Raw genomic sequence first — 19,463 nt, forward strand, 5'->3', positions numbered from 1 at the left:
GTTAGAACCCGACCGGGGACAATGGTTTGGGGGGTTTTTCTCATGCGCCGTGCGATCCGGCTTCTGGCACTGGGCCTCGGACTGGCGACGGTGCCCCTGATCCGCCCGGCCCTGGCGCAGGCCGAGCAGCAGGCGCTGGTCGACCGCGCGACCCTGACCGCCCAGGAGATGCTGACCCATGGCGACGCCGCCATGCTGGCCGACCTGCGCAGCAGCGTCTCCCGCGCCCGCGCCGCCATGGTCTGCCCGCGCGTCTTCCGCGCGGGCTTCATCTTCGGCGGACAGGGCGGGCCCTGCGTGCTGCTGGCGCGGGACGGGGCCGGCTCCTGGTCCTCGCCGGCCTTCTACGCCATGGGCGGCGGGTCCTTCGGCCTGCAGGCCGGGGTGCAGGACATGCAGGTCCTGATGCTGATCATGACCGACAAGGGCCTGCGCGCCGTGATGGAGAACCAGTTCAAGATCGGGGCGGACGCCTCCGTCGCCATCGCGACGATCGGCGGAGGCATCCAGGGTGCCACCACCACGGCGGCGGGGGCGGACATCGTCTCCTATGCCCGCTCGCGCGGCCTCTTCGCCGGGGTGGCGCTGGAAGGTTCGGTGCTGAACTTCAACGAGGCGGACAACCGGACCTACTACGGCCGTGACGTGACGGCGCGGCAGGTCCTGCTGGACATGCAGGCGCACAACCCCGGCTCCGACCCGCTGCGGGCCATGCTGATGCAGGGCGCCGCCCCGGCGGCCGCGGCGCCGGCCCAGCAGCAGCAGGCCTATGGCCAGGCCGCGCCCGCCTATGGCCGGCCGGCGGATCAGGGGATCACGCGGGAGACGCTGCGCTAGCCGTCCCCCCCGCGGCGTCGCCCGGGCGGAGGAGGAGTCGCTCCGCCTCGGCCGGCCGGGTGACGCGGTGCCGCTCCGGGCCGGCCAGGGCCGGTTCCTCCAGCAGCGCGGCATAGGTCCGGCGGCGCTCGCCAGGGGGCGCCCAGGCCCAGCGGATCGGGTGGCCGCGGTCCAGCCAGCGCCGGGCATCCTCCCGGTTGCCGGTGCCGGGCCACAATTCCTCCCCCGAGGCGGCGCGGCGGACGGAACGCCACAGCACGCGGCGCATGGTCAGCCGGCGGGGATAGTCCAGCCAGGCGAGGTGGGTGGCGCGGGCGGGCACGATGTCGCGCACCCGGCCGTAATGGCCGTCGCTCACCCATCGCTCCCGCGCCACCGCCACGCGTCGCCGGAACTCCTCCGGGTCGCCGGTGTCGAGGTCGCGCCGGCCGGGCTGCCCGTTGATCGCGTCCAGCTCGATACGCGGCACCCCGGCCCGCGCCGCGAGGCGACGCGCGAAGGCGGTCTTGCCCGAACCCGCCGTGCCCAGCACCGCGACGCGCATCCCGCTGCCCTCCCTTGCGCCACCCGGCACGGGGCGCCCCAATAGGGCCTTCCCACTGCCCGAGGCATCATGCACGAGCGTTTCGCGGGGCCGGCCGATCCCCGGCCCGACCATGTCCCGATCGCGGAGCTGCGGTCCCGCCTGCTCCGCCTGCGCGAGGCGGTCGCCGCCCGGGGCCTCGCCGCGCTGCTCGTCTTCGCGCCGGAGAGCCATTACTGGGCCACGGGGCTGGACACAGGCGGCTATGTCTTCTTCCAGTGCGGCATCATCCCCGCCGATCCGGCGAAGGGCCCCGTCCTGCTCACCCGCCGGCCCGACCTGGCCCAGGCGCGCGACACCTCGCTCTATGGCGACATCCGCGTCTGGTACGACGCCAACGACGCCGCCCCGGCGATGGAGCTGCGCGACATCCTGGTGGAGCTGGGGCTGCGCGGGGAGCGCGTGGGGATCGAGACCGCCACCTACGGCCTGACCGGCGCCAACCACGCGGCCGTGCTGGCGGCGCTGGAAGGGGTGGTGGCGACGGCGCCCGCCTCGGACCTCATCCACGGCATGCGGGCGGTGAAGAGTGTCTCGGAGATCGCCGTCATCCGCCGTGCCGCCGCCCTGGCCGATGCGGCGGTGGCGGCGGCGCGGGAGCGGGCGACGCCCGGCGTGCGGGATTCCGTCCTCACCGCGGCGGCCCTCGCGGCGATCCTGGAAGGGGGCGGCGACATGCCGCCCGCCGGGCCGCTGTGCAATTCCGGGCGGCGCGCGATCTATGGCCGCGGCGTGGGCGGCCCGCGGGTGCTGGAGGCGACGGACCAGGTGGTGCTGGAGCTGGCCGCCACGCTCCACCGCTACAATGTCTGCATCGAGCGCACCTTCCTCCTCGGCCCCGTCCCCGACGCCCAGCGGCGCATGGCGGACACGGTGGCCGAGGCCTGCGCCGCCATGGCCGCCGCCGCCCGCCCCGGCCACCCGGCCGGGGCCATCGCCGAGGCCTTCGGCGCCGTGCTGGACCGGGCCGGCCAGGCCCGGAACCGGTTCGCCGCCTGCGGCTATCCCCTCGGCGCCACCTTCCGCCCGAGCTGGATGGACGTGCCGCCGATGCTGCATCCGGGCAACCCGACGCCGCTGGTGCCGGGCATGGTGTTCTTCCCCCACGCCATGCTGGGCGATGCGGAGACGGGGCTGGCCTTCGGCTCCGGCGACACGATCCTGATCACGGAGACGGGGGCGGAGGTGCTGACCCGCGCCCCCTTCCGCTGACGCCCGCATCCGGGCTTCCGGGCCCGGCCGGACTGCGGCAGCCTGTCCCGGCCGTGGCTGGCATGCCGCCAGGCCCGTGCCATGCAGCGGAGGCAAGGGAATGACCGACGGGTTCTGGCGCGACGCGGCCGAGGTGGCGCGGGCGCGCCTGGCGGCCGGGCATCTGGACCGCCGCAGCCTGCTGGCCGCGCTGGCCGTGCTGCCGGCCGGCGGGGCGCTGGCGCAGGGCGCGGGGAGCGGGCCCAAGCCGCGCGAGCTGGTGCTGGCCAACTGGGGCGGCGACGCGGTGAAGGCGATGGAGGAGGCGATCGCCCGGCCCTTCGAGAAGGACCACGGCGTGCCGGTCGCCATCGACAGCAGCGGCCCGTCCCTGGCCAAGATCCGCGCCATGGTCGAGGCGCGGCGGGTCACCTGGGATGTCTGCGACAGCGGGGCCGGGACCTCCTTCATCCTGGGCGAGGGCGGCTTCGCCGAGCCCATGGACTATTCCATCATCGACCGCACCCGCATCCCCGAGGCCTTCGCGCTGCCCTTCTGCACGGGCATGGCGGGCTACTCCACGATCATCGCCTGGGACCGGCAGAAGCTGGGCGAGGGGCCGGGCAACTGGGCGGAGTTCTGGGACCGCCGCCGCTTCCCCGGCAAGCGCACCATGCGCAAGACCATGCACGCGGTGCTGGAGGCGGCGCTGATGGCGGACGGCGTGCCGCCGGAGAAGGTCTATCCGCTCGACGTCGAGCGCGCCTTCCGCAAGGTGCGGGAGATCAAGGACGACGTGATCTGGTGGAGCGCCGGCGCGGACAGCCAGCAGCTCCTCCGCACCGGGGAGGTGACGGCGGGCGCCATCTGGTCCACCCGCGCCCGGCTGGTCGGCGAGGACACCCAGGGCCGCATCGCCTATCGCTGGGAGCAGGGCATCGTGCACCCGGCGGTCTGGGTGGTGCCGAAGGGGCCGCCGGCCGGGCGCGACTGGGCGATGCGCCTGGTCAACAGCACGCTGATCCCCGAGCGGCAGGTGATCCTGCTGAAGGCCCTCGGCACCGGGCCGGCCAATCCGGCCGCGGCGCCGCTGGTGCCGGCCGAGCTGCGGCCCCACAACCCGATGGACCCGGAGAACCTGGCGAAGCAGGTGATGACGGACGAGCCCTGGTACGCGAAGAACTACACCGCCGTGTACGAGCGCTTCACCGACCTGATCACCGGCTGACGCCGGTCAGCCCCCGGCGCGGCACGTCGTGCCGTAGCCCGCGACGCCGGGGTCGTTGCCATCGCCCGCGGTGGTGACGCTCAGGGTCCCGGCCGTGCCGCGATAGGCGAAGCTGCAGAAGCCGAAGCCCGTGCCGGAGCAGTCCTCCACCTCCGGCACGCCGCCGCGCACGATCGCCGCCACGCGCCCGTCCTGCCTCCGGGTCGCCGGGGGGCCGGGCACGGGGGTCCAGCCCTGAGCCTGCAGCATCCGCCGCGCCGCGCGGATCGGCCTGCCATAGATGTTGGGGACGGTCGCGGCGCCGCCGCAGACCCGCTCCGCCTCGGCCAGGGGCAGCAGCGCCAGGGTCCCGTCCGGCCGCAGCCGCAGGTCCGCGAGGGGCTGGCGCAGGTAGTCGCCGTCCCACAGCCGGGCGCCGTCCCGTTCCAGCGGCTCGACGCTGCCGATGGTCCGCCGGCTGCCCGCGGGGGAGTAGGCCAGGGCGGCGAGCCGCCCGTCCCGGAACAGGGCGAGGTTGCCGTCGCCCAGCCGGCAGGAGCCGCTGGTGCCGACCTCGTAGGCCCCGACGAAGCCGACGGCCCGGTAGGGGCCGACGAGCACCTCCCCGCTCACGCCCCAGCCCTGCGCCTCGACCTGCCGCGCCTCGGGGGATTGCGGGGCGGTCAGCAGGTGCTGGCACAGCCGGCGCGGCGAGGCGTCGGCCTGGACAGGGGCGCGGGGCAGGCTGCGGAGCGGCACCAGGCGCAGGGTTTCGACGGAGGATTGGAGGCGTGGCCCCTCCGCCCCGGACGCGGCCTGGGACGGGGCGGCCCCCGGGGGCGTGGCCTGTGGCGGCGTGACCTGAGGCGGGGAGGGCAGGGAGGGCGGCCCGCCCATGGGCGTCTTGGCCGCGCCGGGGCCGGCGTGATCCTGGAGGGCCTGCCCTGGGGCCAGGGTCGGTGCGACCATCAGCCAGACCGCCAGGGCGGCCGTCGTCATGCGTCGTATGCCCATGCCTCTCCCTTCCCTCCGCCGGCCCGGCCGCCGTTCAGGCGAAGCGCCGCAGCCCGGCGCGCAGCGCGCCATCGGGGTCGGGCACCAGCCCCTCCCGCAGGAACAGGTCGATCAGCACCAGGTTGACGTTGAACTTGACGGAATCCCCCTCGCGCACCGCCTCCAGCACGCGCGCGGCCGGCCACAGCTCGAAGCCCTCCATCTCGTCGTCCTGGGGGCGGGGCGTGAAATCCTCCGGCAGCTCCAGGTCGAAGACCAGCAGGCGATCCCGCCGCAGCCCCTCCGGGGAGACCATGACGTAGGAGACCTCGCCCGCCGGCCGGGCCCGCGCCGCCAGGGCGGCGGGCAGGGAGGCCTCCTCCTCCGACTCCTTCAGCAGCGTCTCCCAGGGCGTCAGCCCCGCCGGCACGCCGCCGGCCACCATGTTGTCCAGCTTCCCCGGCGCCACCGCCTTGTCCTTCGCGCGCCGGCCGATCCACAGGTGCAGCCCGTCCGCCCGCCGCACCAGGCCGTTCAGATGCGCCCCCTGGCTGGGAATGCCGAAGGGGGCGACGGCCCCGCGGTCCAGCCATGCCAGCACCGGCCCGTCCGGCGTGGCGCGCACGTCGAACGGCTCCTGCCGCCGGCGCACGCCACCCTGGCCGGCCAGCGCGCCGACCGCCTCGTCCAGCGCGGCGCTGCGGGCCGGCACGCTGTCCAGGGCCGGGTCCAGCGCCACGCCGTCCGGGCCGCGGCGGAAGGCGGGGACGGCAGCCGGCAGCGCCTCCGCCAGCACCGGGGGCAGCCAGCCCACCGCCTCGCCGCCCAGCCGCAGCGCCACCCGGTCGCCGAAGGGCGGGTGGGGAGAGGGGGCGTTGTTGCAGGCGGCCACGTGCCGCAGGAGGCGAGGATCGGCGCGGGATTCCATCCCCCGAGCGTCGCGGGGCCGGGCCGGGGGCGCAAGGCGCGTTCCCGTGACGGCGGGGCGGCGGAACGGCGCCTTTCCCTCCGAGGCCACGCGCCCCATCTGTAACCCAGCCTTTCCACCCGGCCCCCGCGACTCCGCCGGGCCGCTCTGGCGCCGTTCCTGTCCCCGCGCCACCTGCCGTCATCGAGAGATCCGTGCCGAACCAGACCCCTCCCGCCGAGCGCAGCCACCTGCGGACGCTGCGCAGCCTCGCCCCCTACCTCTGGCCGGAGGGGGAGCCGGGGCTACGCGCCCGCGTGGTGGTCGCGCTCCTTTTCCTCGTCGCCGCCAAGCTGGCGAACGTGCTGGTGCCGATCGTCTATGCCCGGGCGGTGGATGCGCTGACGCCGCACGCCACGGCGGGGAACGCGGCGGCCGCGATGGTCGCCGTGCCGGTGGCGCTGATCGTGGGCTACGGGCTGCTGCGCCTGGCCTCGGCGGGGTTCGGGGAGCTGCGGGATGCCGTGTTCACCCGGGTGCAGGCGCGGGCGGGGCGGCGGATCGCGCTGCAGGTCTTCCACCACCTGCACGCGCTGTCGCTGCGCTTCCACCTGGATCGCCAGACCGGCGGGCTCAGCCGGGTGATCGAGCGCGGGACGAAGGGGATCAACTTCGTCCTCGACTTCATGCTGTTCAACATCATCCCGACGCTGTTCGAGATCCTGCTGGTGGCGGGCATCCTGTGGCGGCTGTTCGACTGGTCCTTCGCCGCCGTCACGCTGGGGACGATCGGGATCTACATCGCCTTCACCCTGCTCTTCACCGACTGGCGGCTGCGCTTCCGCCGCACGATGAACGAGCAGGACCAGGACGCGAACACCAAGGCGGTGGACAGCCTGCTGAACTACGAGACGGTCAAGTACTTCGGCAACGAGCGGCACGAGGAGCGCCGCTACGACTCGGCCCTCGCCCGCTACGAGGGGGCCTACGTCCGCTCCGAGGTGACGCTGAACCTGCTCAATCTCGGCCAGGCGGCGGTGATCGCGCTGGGGCTGACGGCGGTGATGCTGATGGCCGCGCGCGGCGTGGCCAACGGCACCATGACGGTGGGCGACTTCGTGCTGGTGAACACCTACCTGATCCAGCTCTATCTGCCGCTGAACTTCCTGGGCTTCGTCTATCGCGAGATGAAGCAGGGGCTGACGGACATGGAGGCGATGTTCACCCTCCTCCGCCAGCCGCGCGAGGTCCCGGACGCGCCGGATGCGACGCCGCTGCCGCCCGGCCCGGGCGAGGTGCGCTTCGAGTCGGTGCATTTCGGCTACCGGCCCGACCGGGAGATCCTGAAGGGCATCTCCTTCACCGTGCCGCCGGGGCGGACGCTGGCCATCGTCGGGCCGACGGGGGCGGGCAAGTCCACCATCTCCCGCCTGCTGTTCCGCTTCTACGACGCCACGGGCGGGCGGGTGGCGGTGGACGGGCACGACGTGAAGGACATCACCCAGGACAGCCTGCGCGCCGCCATCGGCGTGGTGCCGCAGGACACCGTGCTGTTCAACGACACCATCCGCTACAACATCGCCTACGGCCGCCCCGGCGCCAGCCAGGCGGAGATCGAGCAGGCGGCGAAGCTGGCCCAGGTGCACGACTTCGTCCTGCGCCTGCCCGACGGCTACGACACGCGGGTGGGCGAGCGCGGGCTGAAGCTCTCGGGCGGCGAGAAGCAGCGGGTCGCCATCGCGCGGACCATCCTGAAGGACCCCCGCATCCTGATCCTGGACGAGGCGACCAGCGCGCTCGACACCCGCACGGAGCAGGAGATCCAGTCCGCGCTGCGCGGCGTCTCGCGCGGGCGGACCACGCTGGTCATCGCCCACCGGCTCTCCACCGTGGTCGAGGCGGACGAGATCATCGTCCTCCAGGACGGCCGCATCGCCGAGCGGGGCACCCATGCGGCGCTGCTCCAGGCCGATGGCCTCTATGCCCAGATGTGGCGGCGCCAGGCCCAGGCGGTGGAGGCGGCCGAGGCGGCGGCGGCGGCCGATCTGGACAGCGCCCGGGGACCCGAGGCAGGACGGCAGCGCCACGGGTCTTCTCCCGCGGTGCCGGCGTGACCATCTGCGCCCGAACACGAGTTGGGAGACTGCCCCTGATGTCCTTGAATCCCCAGGGGACCGCGCCCGAGGACATGGCGCCCGAGGATCTGAGCCACGCCGGATCGGTGGTGGACAAGGCGATCGAGTACATGATCGAGCAGAACATCGCCCCGATCTCCGTCGCCTCCGCCCTGCTGGGCGGCGCGCTGGGGCTGATGGCCCGCAGCATGGAGGACCCGGCGATCTGCCGCGTCCTGCGCAGCGCCCTCGCTTCGGTCGAGAACGGGGAGCTGCAGGGCTGGCGCGAGGAGGCCGAGCGGGAGGGCTGAGGGCCCGCCGGCCCGGGCGCCGCATGGCGGCCCTGCCGCCCCCGGGGCCGCCACGGGGGCCGGCCGGCTTGACGTGGCGGGCGGGGGTGGGCCATACGCGCGCCTTCCGTTGCAAGAACGCCAATTTCCCGAGGGTTTCCCCATGTCCCGCCGCTGCGACATCACCGGCAAGGGCGTGCTGACCGGCAACAACGTCAGCCACGCCAACAACAAGACGCGCCGGCGCTACCTGCCGAACCTGCAGCAGGCCTCCTTCTTCTCCGATGTGCTGGGCACGGCGGTGCAGATGCGCCTGACCACCAACGGCATCCGCACGGTGGAGCACAATGGCGGGCTGGACGCCTTCCTGCTGGGCACCCCCGACCGCAAGCTGGCCGGCGAGGCGCTGGTGCTGAAGCGCCGCATCGCCCGCGCCCAGGCCAAGAAGCAGGCGGCCTGACGCCAGGGGCGCGGGAGCCCGGCCTCCCGCGCGGTCCGGATGGTTGCCGGCGCGCAGGCGCAGGGCAACCGGGCATGGACGGGTTTCCCCGGTGTCCATGCCCCCCCCTTGCGGTCGTCCGATCGGTTCCGGAACGATATCCGCCCGTCGCCTGACTGGTTAAGTCTTTGTCAGTCCTGCGCCGGCTAGACCGCCGGCATGGACTTCGCGCTTCCCTCCGCGATCGCCCCCCTTCTGGCCGCATTGCCGCCCGTGCTGGGCCTGGTCGCGGCGGCCCTGGTGATCGCCCGACTCCGCCGCCGCCTCGTCACGGCGGAGGCGCGGGCGGAGAACGAGGCTACGCTCGCCGCCCAACGGACCCGCCGCCTCGGCCTGCTGGCCCAGGACATCGCCCAGCCGGGCCTGTCCCTGCTCGGCCTGGCCGAGCGGCTGGAAGGCGCGGACCACGGCGCCGCCGCAGTGCTGCGGCTGGAATCGGCGCGGTTGCTCAGCCTGTCCGACGAGATCGCGGATGAGCTCGCCGCCCGGAGCGGCGCCCGCCGGCTGCGGGAGGAGCCGCTGGCCCTCCCCCAGCTGATCGACCAGGCCATGGAGGCGGTGCGCCGGCCGCTGGGGGACGGCGTCCGCCACTGGCGTGCCGACCCCGGGCTGGAGGGGCTGACGGTGCTGGGCGATCGCCGTGCCCTCTGCCGCGTCATGACCCAGGTCCTGGCCCGCGCCGTGCGCGAGACCCGGCAGGGCGACTGCATCGCCGTGCGCGCCGTACACGGTCCGGACACGCTGGCCCTGGTGGTGGAGGATGAGGGGGCGGGCCTGTCGCCCGGCGACCTCGCCCTTGGCGAAGGGGAGGGGACTCGTGGCCTGGGGCTCGGCCTCGCCACCGCGCGCGACCTCCTCAGGGCCCATGGCGGGGAGCTGCGGGTCGAGGCCAGCGCCGGGATCGGCACCCGGGCATGGCTGACCCTGCCGCGCGTGCGGATCCTCCGCGGGACCTGATCCTCCGGGCCTGACGCCTGGGGCCTGCCCAAGCAGGGGCGGGACCGATCGGTCCTGCGTATCCCGATGGGCTGACCCGCCGCAGCCGGTGGGCCATTCGGCGCCCTGCGTCGCCTCGAGAGGCCGATTGTGTCGGCAATGCGGCGACGGACCCAAGCTTTCGCCAGAAACCCAGGCTTTCCTTCGCGTTGTATGAGCGCATCCGCATTCGCCCCGAGTCTTCTTCCCGCGGGGGATCGCGCAGCGGATCTGCGGGTTCCGCCACGACAGGCGGGTCTCGCCGAGAGCGTGACGCCAGACCAACGGCCGCAAGACGGTCCCGCACCCTCCTCCAGTCATGGAGACAGCATGGTCGCCCTCGGTCAGTCCCCGACCCTCAAGGCAGTGCTTCCTGCGACGGCGTCCGTCGTGAGCCCGCGCCCGGCCGCAGGCCGGAAGGCCGCCGCGTCCCGGGCCACCGATTCGACGGAACGGCTGCTGGCCTACCGCACGCGCCCGATCGCCTTCCTGCTGCGCTATGTCGGCCATCGCTGGCTGGCCCATGCGATCGTGCTGCTGTCGGTGGTGGGGGCGGTGGCCTGCTCGGTCGGCTCCCAGTATGCGGTGAAGGGGCTGGTGGACACGCTGTCGTCCGGGCCTGCGGGCGCCGGCACGGCGGCCTGGGCGGCGCTGGCGATCCTGGCCGTGGTGGTCGCCGCGGACAACCTGCTCTGGCGGGTGGGGGGCTGGATCGCCACGGGGGCCTTCACCGGCGTGACCGGCGACATCCGCCGCGACCTGTTCCGCCACCTTTCGGGCCATGCCCTGGACTATTTCGCGGACCGCTCGCCCGGCGTCCTGGCCAGCCGGATCACGGCGACTGCCAATGCCGCCTGGACGGTGCTGTCCACCTTCACCTGGAACACCCTGCCGCCGCTGCTGGCGGTCAGCTTCGCGCTGTTCCTGCTGGCCAGCGTGGATCCGTCGATGGCGGGCGTGCTGCTGGCCATCTCCCTGTCCATGGGTGCGCTGCTCGCCTGGCTGGGGCGCAAGGGCAGCCCGCTGCACCAGGAATACGCCAAGCGCGCCGCCGCGGTGGATGGCGAACTGGTGGACGTGGTGCAGAACATCGGGCTCGTCCGCGCCTTCGGGGCGACGATCCGCGAGTATGGCCGCTTCGACGCCCAGGTGGATGCGGAGGTCGGGGCCCGCCGGCGCAGCCTGCGCTACCTGGAGAAGCTGCGGCTGACGCATGCCGTGCTGACGGCGACGATGACCGTCGGCCTGCTCATCTGGTGCATCCTGCTCTGGCAGCAGGGGCGCGCCACCACCGGCGACATCGTCATGAGCATCGCCCTGGGCTTCACCATCCTGCACGGGTCCCGCGACCTGGCCGTGGCGCTGGTGGAGATGACCCAGCACATCGCCCGCCTGGCCGAGGCGGTGGCGACGCTGCTGGTCCCGCATGCCCTGCCGGACGCGCCGGGCGCGCGCCTGCTGGTGCCCCGCGGCGGCCGGGTGGATTTCGACGACGTCCGCTTCTCCTACCCCGGCGCCGGCCCGGTGCTGCGCGGCGTGAACCTCGCCATCCGCCCGGGTGAGCGGGTGGGGCTGGTCGGCAAGTCGGGCGCCGGCAAGTCCACCATGCTCTCCCTGCTGCAACGCTTCGTCGTGCCGCAGTCCGGTAGCATCCTGATCGATGGCCAGGCCATTTCCGGCGTGACGCAGACGAGCCTCGCCCGTGCCATTGCCGTGGTGCCGCAGGAGGTGGCGCTGTTCCAGCGCTCCATCCTGGAGAACATCCGCTACGGCCGCCCGGATGCGACCGATGCCGAGGTCCTGGCGGCGGCGGAGGCGGCCCATTGCCGCCACTTCATCGAGACCCTGCCGGAGGGCTTCAACACGGAGGTCGGCCAGCGCGGCGTGCGCCTGTCCGGCGGGCAGCGGCAGCGGATCGCCATCGCCCGGGCTCTGCTGAAGGATGCGCCGATCCTGCTGCTCGACGAGGCCACCAGCGCCCTGGACAGCGAGTCCGAGGCGGCGGTGCAGTCGGCGCTGGAGCGGCTGATGGCCGGTCGCACGGTCATCGCCGTGGCGCACCGGCTGGCGACGCTGCGCAGCTTCGACCGGATCGTGGTCATGCAGAACGGGCAGGTGCTGGAGGACGGCGCCCCGGACGAGCTGGCCTCGCGGCCCGGCGTCTATCGTGACCTGCTGACCAGCCAGGGCATGGCGCCCGCAGCCCTGGCCGCCTGACCGCCCGGCCGGGGCCATCCCCGGCCTCGGCCCTGAAGGCTCGCCCGTCTTTCCCTGAGAGGCGGGCCCCGAGGGGCGAACCGTCCGTCACCCGTCCCTTCCCCCTGAGCAGGCGCATGAGCCAGAGCCCGTCGGCACGTTGGGGGCGGTTGGTGCAGGGGCTGCGCGACCGCTGGGAGGCGGTCCTGGCCTCCCCCGGCGGGCCGGCCTTCGTCGCGCGCGGCATCGCGGCCGGTGCCGCCGCCGCCATGCTGCCCGCCTTCGGCCTGCACCTGGTGGTGGCGGCGATCTTGTCCTGGCTGCTGCGGGGCAGCGTGCCGGCCGCCGCGGCGACCTGCCTTCTCGCCGGCAACCCGCTGACCCACAGCGTGCTGGTGCCCCTCGAGTACGCGATCGGCCGTGCCGTGATGCCCGGGGGTTTCCGGGTCGGGCTGACCCATGCGCCCGCCTGGATCAGGACCGCGCTGCCGGCGGCGGAGGAGGCGCTGGTCGGCGGGGTGCTGCTGGCCCTGGTGGCGGGAGGGCTGGCATGGTTCCTGGCCAGCCGGGCGCTGCGGGCGCGGGGCTGACCCGCTTTCGCGGCGGGGACCGGCACGGATTCCGGCTGGACGCGGCACGGCCGGGGGCGTAGAAGCCGCGGCTCACTCGCACCGAAGGACGCGGGAGGTCCAGACCTGGGCCGACACCACCGCGCGCCCCGGTTCCTTGGGGAAGACCAATGGCGAAGAAGATCGTCGGGTACATCAAGCTGCAGATCCCGGCCGGCAAGGCGAATCCCTCGCCGCCGGTCGGCCCCGCGCTGGGTCAGCGCGGCCTGAACATCATGCAGTTCGTGAAGGAGTTCAACGCGGCGACGCAGCAGATGGAGCCCGGCACCCCGACGCCGGTCGTCATCACCGCGTATTCGGACCGCACCTTCTCCTTCATCACCAAGACCCCGCCCAACACCTACTTCCTGCTCAAGGCCGCCAAGATCGACAAGGGCAGCCAGACGACGGGCAAGGGCGGCTCGGTCGGCCGCGTGACGAAGTCGCAGCTGCGCGAGATCGCGGCGGTGAAGATGAAGGATATGAACTGCCAGGACGTGGAGGCCGCGGTGAGCATGCTCGCCGGCTCCGCCCGTTCCATGGGCATGACCGTGGTGGAGGGCTGATCCGATGGCCGGCAAGCGTCTGAAGAAGCTCGTCGAGGGTCTGGACCTCGAGAAGTCCTATGGGCTGGAGGAGGCGGTGCGCCTCGCCAAGACCAACGCCACGGCGAAGTTCGACGAGACCATCGAGATCTCGATGAACCTCGGCATCGACCCGCGCCATGCCGACCAGATGGTCCGCGGCGTGGTCGGCCTGCCGAACGGCACGGGCAAGACCGTCCGCGTGGGCGTCTTCGCCCGCGGCGCCAAGGCGGAGGAGGCGACCGCCGCCGGGGCCGATGTGGTGGGTGCGGACGACCTGGCCGAGCAGGTCCAGGCGGGCAACATCAACTTCGACCGCTGCATCGCCACCCCGGACATGATGGCCCTGGTGGGCCGCCTGGGTAAGATCCTGGGCCCGCGCGGCCTGATGCCGAACCCCAAGCTCGGCACCGTGACCATGGACGTGAAGGGCGCGGTCTCCGCCGCCAAGGCCGGCCAGGTCGAGTTCCGCGCCGAGAAGGCGGGCATCGTGCATGCCGGCATCGGCAAGGCCTCCTTCGAGGAGGGCAAGCTGGTCGAGAACGCCCGCGCCTTCATCGACGCCATCCAGCGGGCCAAGCCCACGGGCGCCAAGGGGACCTACGTCAAGAAGGTCGCCCTCAGCTCCTCCATGGGTCCCGGCCTGAAGGTGGACACCGCCAGCCTCTCCGGCTGAGCGGACGCTTTTGCGGATCGGGACGACGCCCCTGGCCTGAGGCCCGGCGGCGGCCCGGTCCGATGGCCCGCTCCGGCGGGCCGAGACGAGAATACGCGCCCCGGGGACGGGGCGCGGGCAGGGCAGGGGCCCGAGGTCCCTGCCCGAACCTGTCGGAGACCATGGGTGGCCGGCCCTCGCGGGGGCGGCCTTGAGGCGGCGGAAGCCGCGCCGATGGTAGACGGGGTGCCGAAACGATCCGGCCCGGGGCGCTGTCCGCGTCCCCGGGGTGGCTCGGCTTGGCCTTCCGGCTCACTGGCAGGCGAAGGGGGTGGGGCAGCCGCCGCACCCTCGCGTGAACCGGCCGGGGCCCTTCCAGAAGGCACCGGTCACCGTTTGGAGACGGGAGTTGGACCGTACGGAGAAGCGCGACTTCGTCGCGAACCTCGCCGGCGTGTTCGCCGAGACCTCCTTCGTCCTGGTCGCCCAGAACAAGGGCATGACCGTGGCCGAGGTGAGCGAGCTGCGGCGGCGCATGCGCGGCGCGGGCGCGACCTACAAGGTCGCGAAGAACCGGCTGGCCGCCCTCGCCCTCGACGGCACCCGCTTCCAGGGCATCTCGCCGCTGCTGAAGGGCCCGACCGCGCTCGCGTGGTCCCGGGACCCGGTCGCCGTGGCGAAGACTGCCGTGGAGTTCGCCAAGGGTAACGAGAAGTTCGTGATCCTGGGCGGGGCGCTCGGAACCCAGAACCTGGCCCCGGATGGGGTCAAGGCGCTGGCGGAGCTGCCCTCTCTGGAGACGCTGCGGGCGCAGCTGGTCGGTCTCATCCAGACCCCGGCCACGCGCATCGCCGGCGTCGTCCAGGCACCCGCGGCCCAGCTGGCCCGGGTGTTCGGGGCATATGCCAAGAAGGACGAGGCGGAAGCCGCGTAGTTCTGCCCCGGCCGGCCGCCCGGAACGGGTGGCCATGCCGAGGGTTGCAAACGTCAAGCCAAGCCACTAGATCGAAGGACATAGACAATGGCTGATCTCGCCAAGCTGGTCGACGAGCTGTCGACCCTGACCGTTCTCGAGGCCGCCGAGCTCTCGAAGATGCTCGAGGAGAAGTGGGGCGTCTCCGCCGCCGCTCCTGTTGCCGTGGCCGCTGCCCCGGCCGCCGGTGGCGCCGCCGCTGCCCCCGTCGAGGAGCAGACCGAGTTCACCGTGACGCTGGCCTCGGCCGGCGACAAGAAGATCAACGTGATCAAGGAGATCCGCACGATCACCGGCCTGGGCCTGAAGGAGGCCAAGGACCTGGTCGAGGGCGCTCCGAAGGTCGTGAAGGAAGGCGTCTCCAAGGACGAGGCCGAGAAGATCAAGAAGGTCCTCGAAGAGAACGGCGCCAAGGTCGAGGTCAAGTAACCGCTACGGCCGGCCCCGGGCATCCGCTGCCGGGGCCGGTCGACAGTTTTTCCGGGTTGAGGGGCAGGATTCCGGCAACGGAATCCTGCCCCCGCCTGCGTTTCGGGGCCAGGGCCGGCAAGGCGCGGGTCTCCCGGGGCGCGCAGCGGGTCCCTCCGGCCAGGGTGAGGGCCGGGTGAGAAGGGAAGCAGGACGCGCATGAACGCTATCGCGAAGTCGTTCGAAGGCAAGGGTTTCACGGGCCGCAAGCGCATCCGCAAGTCGTTCGGGCGGCTGCCCGACATCGCGCCGATGCCCAACCTGATCGACGTGCAGCGCGCCTCCTACGAGGCGTTCCTCCAGATGGGCGTGGATCCGGACAGCCGGACCCAGACGGGCCTGCAGGAGGTGTTCCGCTCCGTCTTCCCGATCGACGATTTCGCCGGCCGCGGCCGCCTGGAGTTCGTCCAGTACGAGCTGGAGGAGCCCAAGTACGACGTCGACGAGTGCATGCAGCGCGGGCTGAACTTCGCCGCACCCCTGAAGGTGCGCCTGCGCCTGATCGTCTGGGACATCGACGAGGACACCGGCTCCCGCTCCGTCCGCGACATCAAGGAGCAGGATGTCTACATGGGCGACATGCCGCTCATGACGGACAACGGCACCTTCATCATCAACGGCACCGAGCGCGTCATCGTCAGCCAGATGCACCGCAGCCCGGGCGTCTTCTTCGACCATGACAAGGGCAAGACGCATTCCAGCGGCAAGTACCTCTTCGCCGCGCGCGTGATCCCCTATCGCGGCTCCTGGCTGGACTTCGAGTTCGACGCCAAGGACATCTGCTACGTCCGCATCGACCGCAAGCGCAAGCTGCCGGCGACGACGCTGCTCTACGCCCTCGACAGCGCGGCCACCGAGGCCCTGCGCGCCGAGCGCGGCAGCACGCCGCTGGAGCCGTCCGAGGTCCGCGGCATGGATGCCGAGGAGATCCTGGGCCATTTCTACGGCCAGGTGATCTTCTCGCGTGGCCCCAAGGGCTGGTCGCGCCCGTTCCAGGCGGACAGCTTCCGTGGCGTGAAGCTGCTGGAGGATCTGGTCGACGCCGCGACCGGGCAGGTGGTGGCCGCCAAGGACACCAAGCTGACCCCGCGCGCCGCCCGCAAGATCGCCGAGGAGGGCACCAAGGAGGTGCTGGTCGGCCGCGCCGACCTGCTCGGACGCTTCGTGGCGACCGACCTCGTGGACCTGACCACGGGCGAGATCCATGCCGAGGCGGGCGACGAGCTGACCGAGCCGAAGCTGGCCGCCATCGAGGAGGCTGGCTACGACCAGCTGCCGACGCTGGCGATCGACCAGACGGTCGGCCCCTGGATGCGCAACACGCTGGTGGTGGACAAGGCCACCAACCGCGACGAGGCGCTGATGGACATCTACCGGGTCATGCGCCCGGGCGAGCCGCCGACGCCGGAGACCGCCGAGGCCCTGTTCCGTGGCCTGTTCTTCGACGGCGAGCGCTACGACCTCTCCGCCGTGGGCCGCGTGAAGATGAACATGCGCCTGGGCTTCTCGCTCAGCGACGTGCCGGACACGCAGCGCACCCTGCGCAAGCAGGACATCATCGCCACCGTCCGCACCCTGCTGGAGCTGAAGGACGGCAAGGGCCAGATCGACGACATCGACAACCTCGGCAACCGCCGGGTGCGCTCGGTCGGCGAGCTGATGGAGAACCAGTACCGCGTCGGCCTGCTGCGCATGGAGCGCGCGATCAAGGAGCGCATGGGGTCGGTCGACATCGACACCGTCATGCCGCACGACCTGATCAACGCGAAGCCGGCGGCGGCCGCGGTGCGCGAGTTCTTCGGCTCCTCGCAGCTCAGCCAGTTCATGGACCAGACCAACCCGCTCTCCGAGGTGACGCACAAGCGCCGCCTCTCGGCGCTGGGCCCGGGCGGCCTGACGCGCGAGCGCGCGGGCTTCGAGGTGCGCGACGTCCACCCGACGCATTACGGCCGCATCTGCCCGATCGAGACGCCGGAAGGCCCGAACATCGGCCTGATCAACAGCCTCGCCACCTTCGCCAAGGTGAATAAGTACGGCTTCATCGAGACGCCGTACCAGATGGTGCAGGACGGCAAGATCGTCGGCGAGCCGCGCTACCTCTCCGCCATGGAGGAGGAGAAGCTCGTCGTCGCCCAGGCGGATGCCGAGGTGGACCGCGAGAGCGGCGAGTTCCGCTCCGACCTGGTCAGCGTGCGCCAAGGCGGCGACTTCCGCCTGGTGAAGCCCGAGGAGGTGACGGCGATCGACGTGTCGCCGAAGCAGCTCGTCTCCGTCGCCGCGGCGCTGATCCCGTTCCTAGAGAACGACGACGCCAACCGCGCTCTGATGGGCTCGAACATGATGCGGCAGGCGGTGCCGCTGGTGAAGTCCGACGCGCCGCTGGTGGGCACGGGCATGGAGGCCGCGGTCGCCCGCGACTCCGGCGCGACCATCGTGGCGCGGCGCGACGGCGTGATCGATTCGATCGACGGCGCGCGCATCGTCGTGCGCGCCTCGGCCGAGGACGGCACGACCAAGGGCGTCGACATCTACCGGCTGCGCAAGTTCCAGCGCTCCAACCAGTCCACCTGCATCAACCAGCGCCCGCTGGTGAAGGTGGGCGACCGGGTGCAGGCCGGCGACATCATCGCCGACGGCCCGTCGACGGAGCTGGGCGAGCTGGCCCTGGGCCGGAACGTGCTCTGCGCCTTCATGCCGTGGAACGGCTACAACTTCGAGGACTCCATCCTCATCAGCGAGCGCATCGCGCGCGACGACGTCTTCACCTCGATCCACATCGAGGAGTTCGAGGTCATGGCCCGCGACACCAAGCTGGGCCAGGAGGAGATCACCCGCGACATCCCGAACGTCGGCGAGGAAGCCCTCCGGAACCTCGACGAGGCGGGCATCGTCTATGTCGGCGCCGAGGTGAATCCGGGCGACATCCTCGTCGGCAAGGTGACGCCGAAGGGCGAGAGCCCGATGACGCCGGAGGAGAAGCTGCTCCGCGCCATCTTCGGCGAGAAGGCGTCGGACGTGCGCGACACCTCGCTGCGTCTGCCGCCGGGCGTGACCGGCACGATCGTGGACGTGCGCGTCTTCTCCCGCCGCGGCGTGGACAAGGACGAGCGCGCCATGGCGATCGAGCGCGCCGAGATCGAGCGCCTGGCCAAGGACCGCGACGACGAGCGCGCCATCCAGGAGCGTTCCTTCCACTCGCGCCTGCGCGAGCGGCTGCTGAACCGCAAGGCCAGCGGCGGCTTCAAGGGCGTGAAGTCCGGCACGGTGATCGACGACGAGGTGCTGAACCAGTTCGCCAAGGCGACCTGGCGGCAGATCGGCGTCGCCGACGATGCGGCGATGGCCGAGATCGAGGCGCTGAAGCGCGAGTTCGACGCGGCCGTCGAGCGCCTGCAGAAGCGCTTCGAGTCCAAGGTCGAGAAGCTGCAGCGCGGTGACGAGCTGCCGCCGGGCGTGATGAAGATGGTCAAGGTCTTCGTCGCGGTGAAGCGCAAGCTGCAGCCGGGCGACAAGATGGCCGGCCGCCACGGCAACAAGGGCGTCGTCTCCCGCGTCGTGCCGATCGAGGACATGCCGTTCCTCGAGGACGGGCGTGCGGTGGATCTGGTGCTGAACCCGCTGGGCGTGCCCTCGCGCATGAACATCGGCCAGATCCTGGAGACGCACCTGGGCTGGGCCTGCGCCAATCTCGGCCGTCAGGTGGGCGAGCTGGTCGAGGACTACCGTCGCGCCGGCGCCGCCCGGGACGCGCTGGTCGAGAAGCTGCGCGAGATCTACGGCGACGCGATCGTGGATGAGCAGGTCGCGAACATGTCCGAAGAGCAGCTGATCGAGCTGGGCGAGAACCTGTCCAAGGGCATCCCCATCGCGACGCCGGTCTTCGACGGCGCGCGCATCTCGGACATCGAGTCGATGCTGACCCAGGCGGGGCTCGACACCTCCGGCCAGATGCAGCTGATCGACGGGCGTTCGGGCGAGCTGTTCGAGCGCAAGACGACGGTCGGCTACATCTACATGCTGAAGCTGCACCACCTGGTGGACGACAAGATCCACGCCCGTTCCATCGGCCCCTACAGCCTCGTCACCCAGCAGCCCCTGGGCGGCAAGGCGCAGTTCGGCGGCCAGCGCTTCGGCGAGATGGAGGTCTGGGCGCTGGAGGCCTATGGCGCCGCCTACACGCTGCAGGAGATGCTGACGGTGAAGTCGGACGACGTGTCTGGCCGCACCAAGGTCTACGAGGCGATCGTTCGCGACCAGGACAGCTTCGAGGCGGGCATCCCGGAGAGCTTCAACGTCCTGACCAAGGAGCTGAAGTCCCTCGGCCTGAATGTCGACCTCGAGACCCGCAGCAACTGAGTTCCAAGGATCGCGCCGGCCCCCGCC

The 19,463-nt window shown here is 72.2% G+C and carries 17 protein-coding genes; 14 read left to right on the top strand and 3 right to left on the bottom strand.

Going from position 1 to position 19,463, the window contains the following annotated elements; all coding sequences use genetic code 11:
* The first annotated feature begins 42 nt into the window (after window positions 1–42).
* A complete protein-coding gene (locus LPC08_RS06185; protein WP_230451842.1) occupies window positions 43–837 on the top strand; it encodes a lipid-binding SYLF domain-containing protein in 795 nt (264 codons plus the stop codon).
* On the opposite strand, the gene LPC08_RS06190 is transcribed toward LPC08_RS06185, so the two are convergent.
* Entirely contained in the window at window positions 815–1,381 is a 567-nt protein-coding gene (locus tag LPC08_RS06190) for a P-loop NTPase family protein (RefSeq protein ID WP_230451843.1), read from the bottom strand. The genes LPC08_RS06185 and LPC08_RS06190 overlap by 23 nt on opposite strands.
* Window positions 1,382–1,450: 69 nt before the next feature.
* Here LPC08_RS06190 and LPC08_RS06195 point away from each other — a divergent pair, with 69 nt between their 5' ends.
* Both LPC08_RS06195 and LPC08_RS06200 read left to right on the top strand, forming a co-directional pair.
* Window positions 1,451–2,632 carry a M24 family metallopeptidase gene (locus LPC08_RS06195; protein ID WP_230451844.1) on the top strand — a complete coding sequence of 394 codons (1,182 nt, stop codon included), beginning with the start codon at window positions 1,451–1,453 and terminating at the stop codon, window positions 2,630–2,632.
* Window positions 2,633–2,732: 100 nt separating this feature from the next.
* Window positions 2,733–3,839 (top strand): ABC transporter substrate-binding protein, encoded by a 1,107-nt coding sequence (locus LPC08_RS06200; protein WP_230451845.1) that lies wholly within the window; start codon window positions 2,733–2,735, stop codon window positions 3,837–3,839.
* Between the two features lie 6 nt (window positions 3,840–3,845).
* On the opposite strand, the gene LPC08_RS06205 is transcribed toward LPC08_RS06200, so the two are convergent.
* Both LPC08_RS06205 and LPC08_RS06210 read right to left on the bottom strand, forming a co-directional pair.
* The gene (locus LPC08_RS06205) at window positions 3,846–4,817 is read right to left on the bottom strand and encodes a hypothetical protein (RefSeq protein ID WP_230451846.1); all 972 of its coding nucleotides are present in this window, start codon (window positions 4,815–4,817) and stop codon (window positions 3,846–3,848) included.
* Between the two features lie 49 nt (window positions 4,818–4,866).
* The gene (locus LPC08_RS06210) at window positions 4,867–5,739 is read right to left on the bottom strand and encodes an NUDIX hydrolase (protein WP_230451847.1); all 873 of its coding nucleotides are present in this window, start codon (window positions 5,737–5,739) and stop codon (window positions 4,867–4,869) included.
* 194 nt (window positions 5,740–5,933) lie between these two features.
* On the opposite strand from LPC08_RS06210, the gene LPC08_RS06215 reads away from it, so the two are divergent.
* The 11 genes from LPC08_RS06215 to rpoB all read left to right on the top strand — a co-directional run bounded on the left by LPC08_RS06215 (window position 5,934) and on the right by rpoB (window position 19,436).
* Window positions 5,934–7,832, top strand: a complete 1,899-nt coding sequence (locus LPC08_RS06215) for an ABCB family ABC transporter ATP-binding protein/permease (protein WP_304622067.1) — start codon at window positions 5,934–5,936, stop codon at window positions 7,830–7,832.
* Window positions 7,833–7,870: 38 nt separating this feature from the next.
* Window positions 7,871–8,143, top strand: coding sequence for a hypothetical protein (locus LPC08_RS06220; RefSeq protein WP_230451848.1), 273 nt, complete (start codon window positions 7,871–7,873; stop codon window positions 8,141–8,143).
* Between the two features lie 142 nt (window positions 8,144–8,285).
* On the top strand, window positions 8,286–8,582 hold the full coding sequence (gene rpmB, locus LPC08_RS06225; protein ID WP_230451849.1) for a 50S ribosomal protein L28: 297 nt from the start codon (window positions 8,286–8,288) through the stop codon (window positions 8,580–8,582).
* A 198-nt stretch (window positions 8,583–8,780) separates the two neighbouring features.
* A complete protein-coding gene (locus LPC08_RS06230) occupies window positions 8,781–9,578 on the top strand; it encodes a sensor histidine kinase (RefSeq protein WP_230451850.1) in 798 nt (265 codons plus the stop codon).
* Between the two features lie 348 nt (window positions 9,579–9,926).
* Complete coding sequence (locus LPC08_RS06235; RefSeq protein ID WP_370643310.1) at window positions 9,927–11,813, top strand: ABC transporter ATP-binding protein; 1,887 nt, start codon at window positions 9,927–9,929, stop codon at window positions 11,811–11,813.
* Window positions 11,814–11,929: 116 nt separating this feature from the next.
* The gene (locus LPC08_RS06240; RefSeq protein ID WP_230451852.1) at window positions 11,930–12,382 is read left to right on the top strand and encodes a DUF2062 domain-containing protein; all 453 of its coding nucleotides are present in this window, start codon (window positions 11,930–11,932) and stop codon (window positions 12,380–12,382) included.
* A 149-nt stretch (window positions 12,383–12,531) separates the two neighbouring features.
* A complete protein-coding gene (gene rplK / locus LPC08_RS06245; RefSeq protein WP_230451853.1) occupies window positions 12,532–12,966 on the top strand; it encodes a 50S ribosomal protein L11 in 435 nt (144 codons plus the stop codon).
* Window positions 12,967–12,970: 4 nt separating this feature from the next.
* On the top strand, window positions 12,971–13,660 hold the full coding sequence (gene rplA, locus LPC08_RS06250) for a 50S ribosomal protein L1 (protein ID WP_230451854.1): 690 nt from the start codon (window positions 12,971–12,973) through the stop codon (window positions 13,658–13,660).
* 388 nt (window positions 13,661–14,048) lie between these two features.
* Complete coding sequence (rplJ, locus tag LPC08_RS06255; RefSeq protein WP_230451855.1) at window positions 14,049–14,573, top strand: 50S ribosomal protein L10; 525 nt, start codon at window positions 14,049–14,051, stop codon at window positions 14,571–14,573.
* Between the two features lie 87 nt (window positions 14,574–14,660).
* Window positions 14,661–15,041, top strand: coding sequence for a 50S ribosomal protein L7/L12 (gene rplL, locus LPC08_RS06260; RefSeq protein ID WP_230451856.1), 381 nt, complete (start codon window positions 14,661–14,663; stop codon window positions 15,039–15,041).
* Window positions 15,042–15,239: 198 nt separating this feature from the next.
* Window positions 15,240–19,436: a DNA-directed RNA polymerase subunit beta gene (gene rpoB / locus LPC08_RS06265; RefSeq protein ID WP_230451857.1), complete on the top strand. Its 4,197-nt coding sequence runs from the start codon at window positions 15,240–15,242 to the stop codon at window positions 19,434–19,436.
* Window positions 19,437–19,463: the final 27 nt, after the last annotated feature.

Origin of the sequence: Roseomonas sp. OT10 (genome assembly GCF_020991085.1) — a bacterium.
GTDB lineage: Bacteria > Pseudomonadota > Alphaproteobacteria > Acetobacterales > Acetobacteraceae > Roseomonas > Roseomonas cutis.

Coding starts and splice junctions, on each gene's coding strand:
- LPC08_RS06185 (WP_230451842.1), top strand. CDS start 43: ATGCGCCGTGCGATCCGGCTTCTGGCACTGGGCCTCGGACTGGCGACG.
- LPC08_RS06190 (WP_230451843.1), bottom strand. CDS start 1,381: ATGCGCGTCGCGGTGCTGGGCACGGCGGGTTCGGGCAAGACCGCCTTC.
- LPC08_RS06195 (WP_230451844.1), top strand. CDS start 1,451: ATGCACGAGCGTTTCGCGGGGCCGGCCGATCCCCGGCCCGACCATGTC.
- LPC08_RS06200 (WP_230451845.1), top strand. CDS start 2,733: ATGACCGACGGGTTCTGGCGCGACGCGGCCGAGGTGGCGCGGGCGCGC.
- LPC08_RS06205 (WP_230451846.1), bottom strand. CDS start 4,817: ATGACGACGGCCGCCCTGGCGGTCTGGCTGATGGTCGCACCGACCCTG.
- LPC08_RS06210 (WP_230451847.1), bottom strand. CDS start 5,739: ATGGAATCCCGCGCCGATCCTCGCCTCCTGCGGCACGTGGCCGCCTGC.
- LPC08_RS06220 (WP_230451848.1), top strand. CDS start 7,871: ATGTCCTTGAATCCCCAGGGGACCGCGCCCGAGGACATGGCGCCCGAG.
- rpmB (WP_230451849.1), top strand. CDS start 8,286: ATGTCCCGCCGCTGCGACATCACCGGCAAGGGCGTGCTGACCGGCAAC.
- LPC08_RS06230 (WP_230451850.1), top strand. CDS start 8,781: ATGGACTTCGCGCTTCCCTCCGCGATCGCCCCCCTTCTGGCCGCATTG.
- LPC08_RS06235 (WP_370643310.1), top strand. CDS start 9,927: ATGGTCGCCCTCGGTCAGTCCCCGACCCTCAAGGCAGTGCTTCCTGCG.
- LPC08_RS06240 (WP_230451852.1), top strand. CDS start 11,930: ATGAGCCAGAGCCCGTCGGCACGTTGGGGGCGGTTGGTGCAGGGGCTG.
- rplK (WP_230451853.1), top strand. CDS start 12,532: ATGGCGAAGAAGATCGTCGGGTACATCAAGCTGCAGATCCCGGCCGGC.
- rplA (WP_230451854.1), top strand. CDS start 12,971: ATGGCCGGCAAGCGTCTGAAGAAGCTCGTCGAGGGTCTGGACCTCGAG.
- rplL (WP_230451856.1), top strand. CDS start 14,661: ATGGCTGATCTCGCCAAGCTGGTCGACGAGCTGTCGACCCTGACCGTT.
- rpoB (WP_230451857.1), top strand. CDS start 15,240: ATGAACGCTATCGCGAAGTCGTTCGAAGGCAAGGGTTTCACGGGCCGC.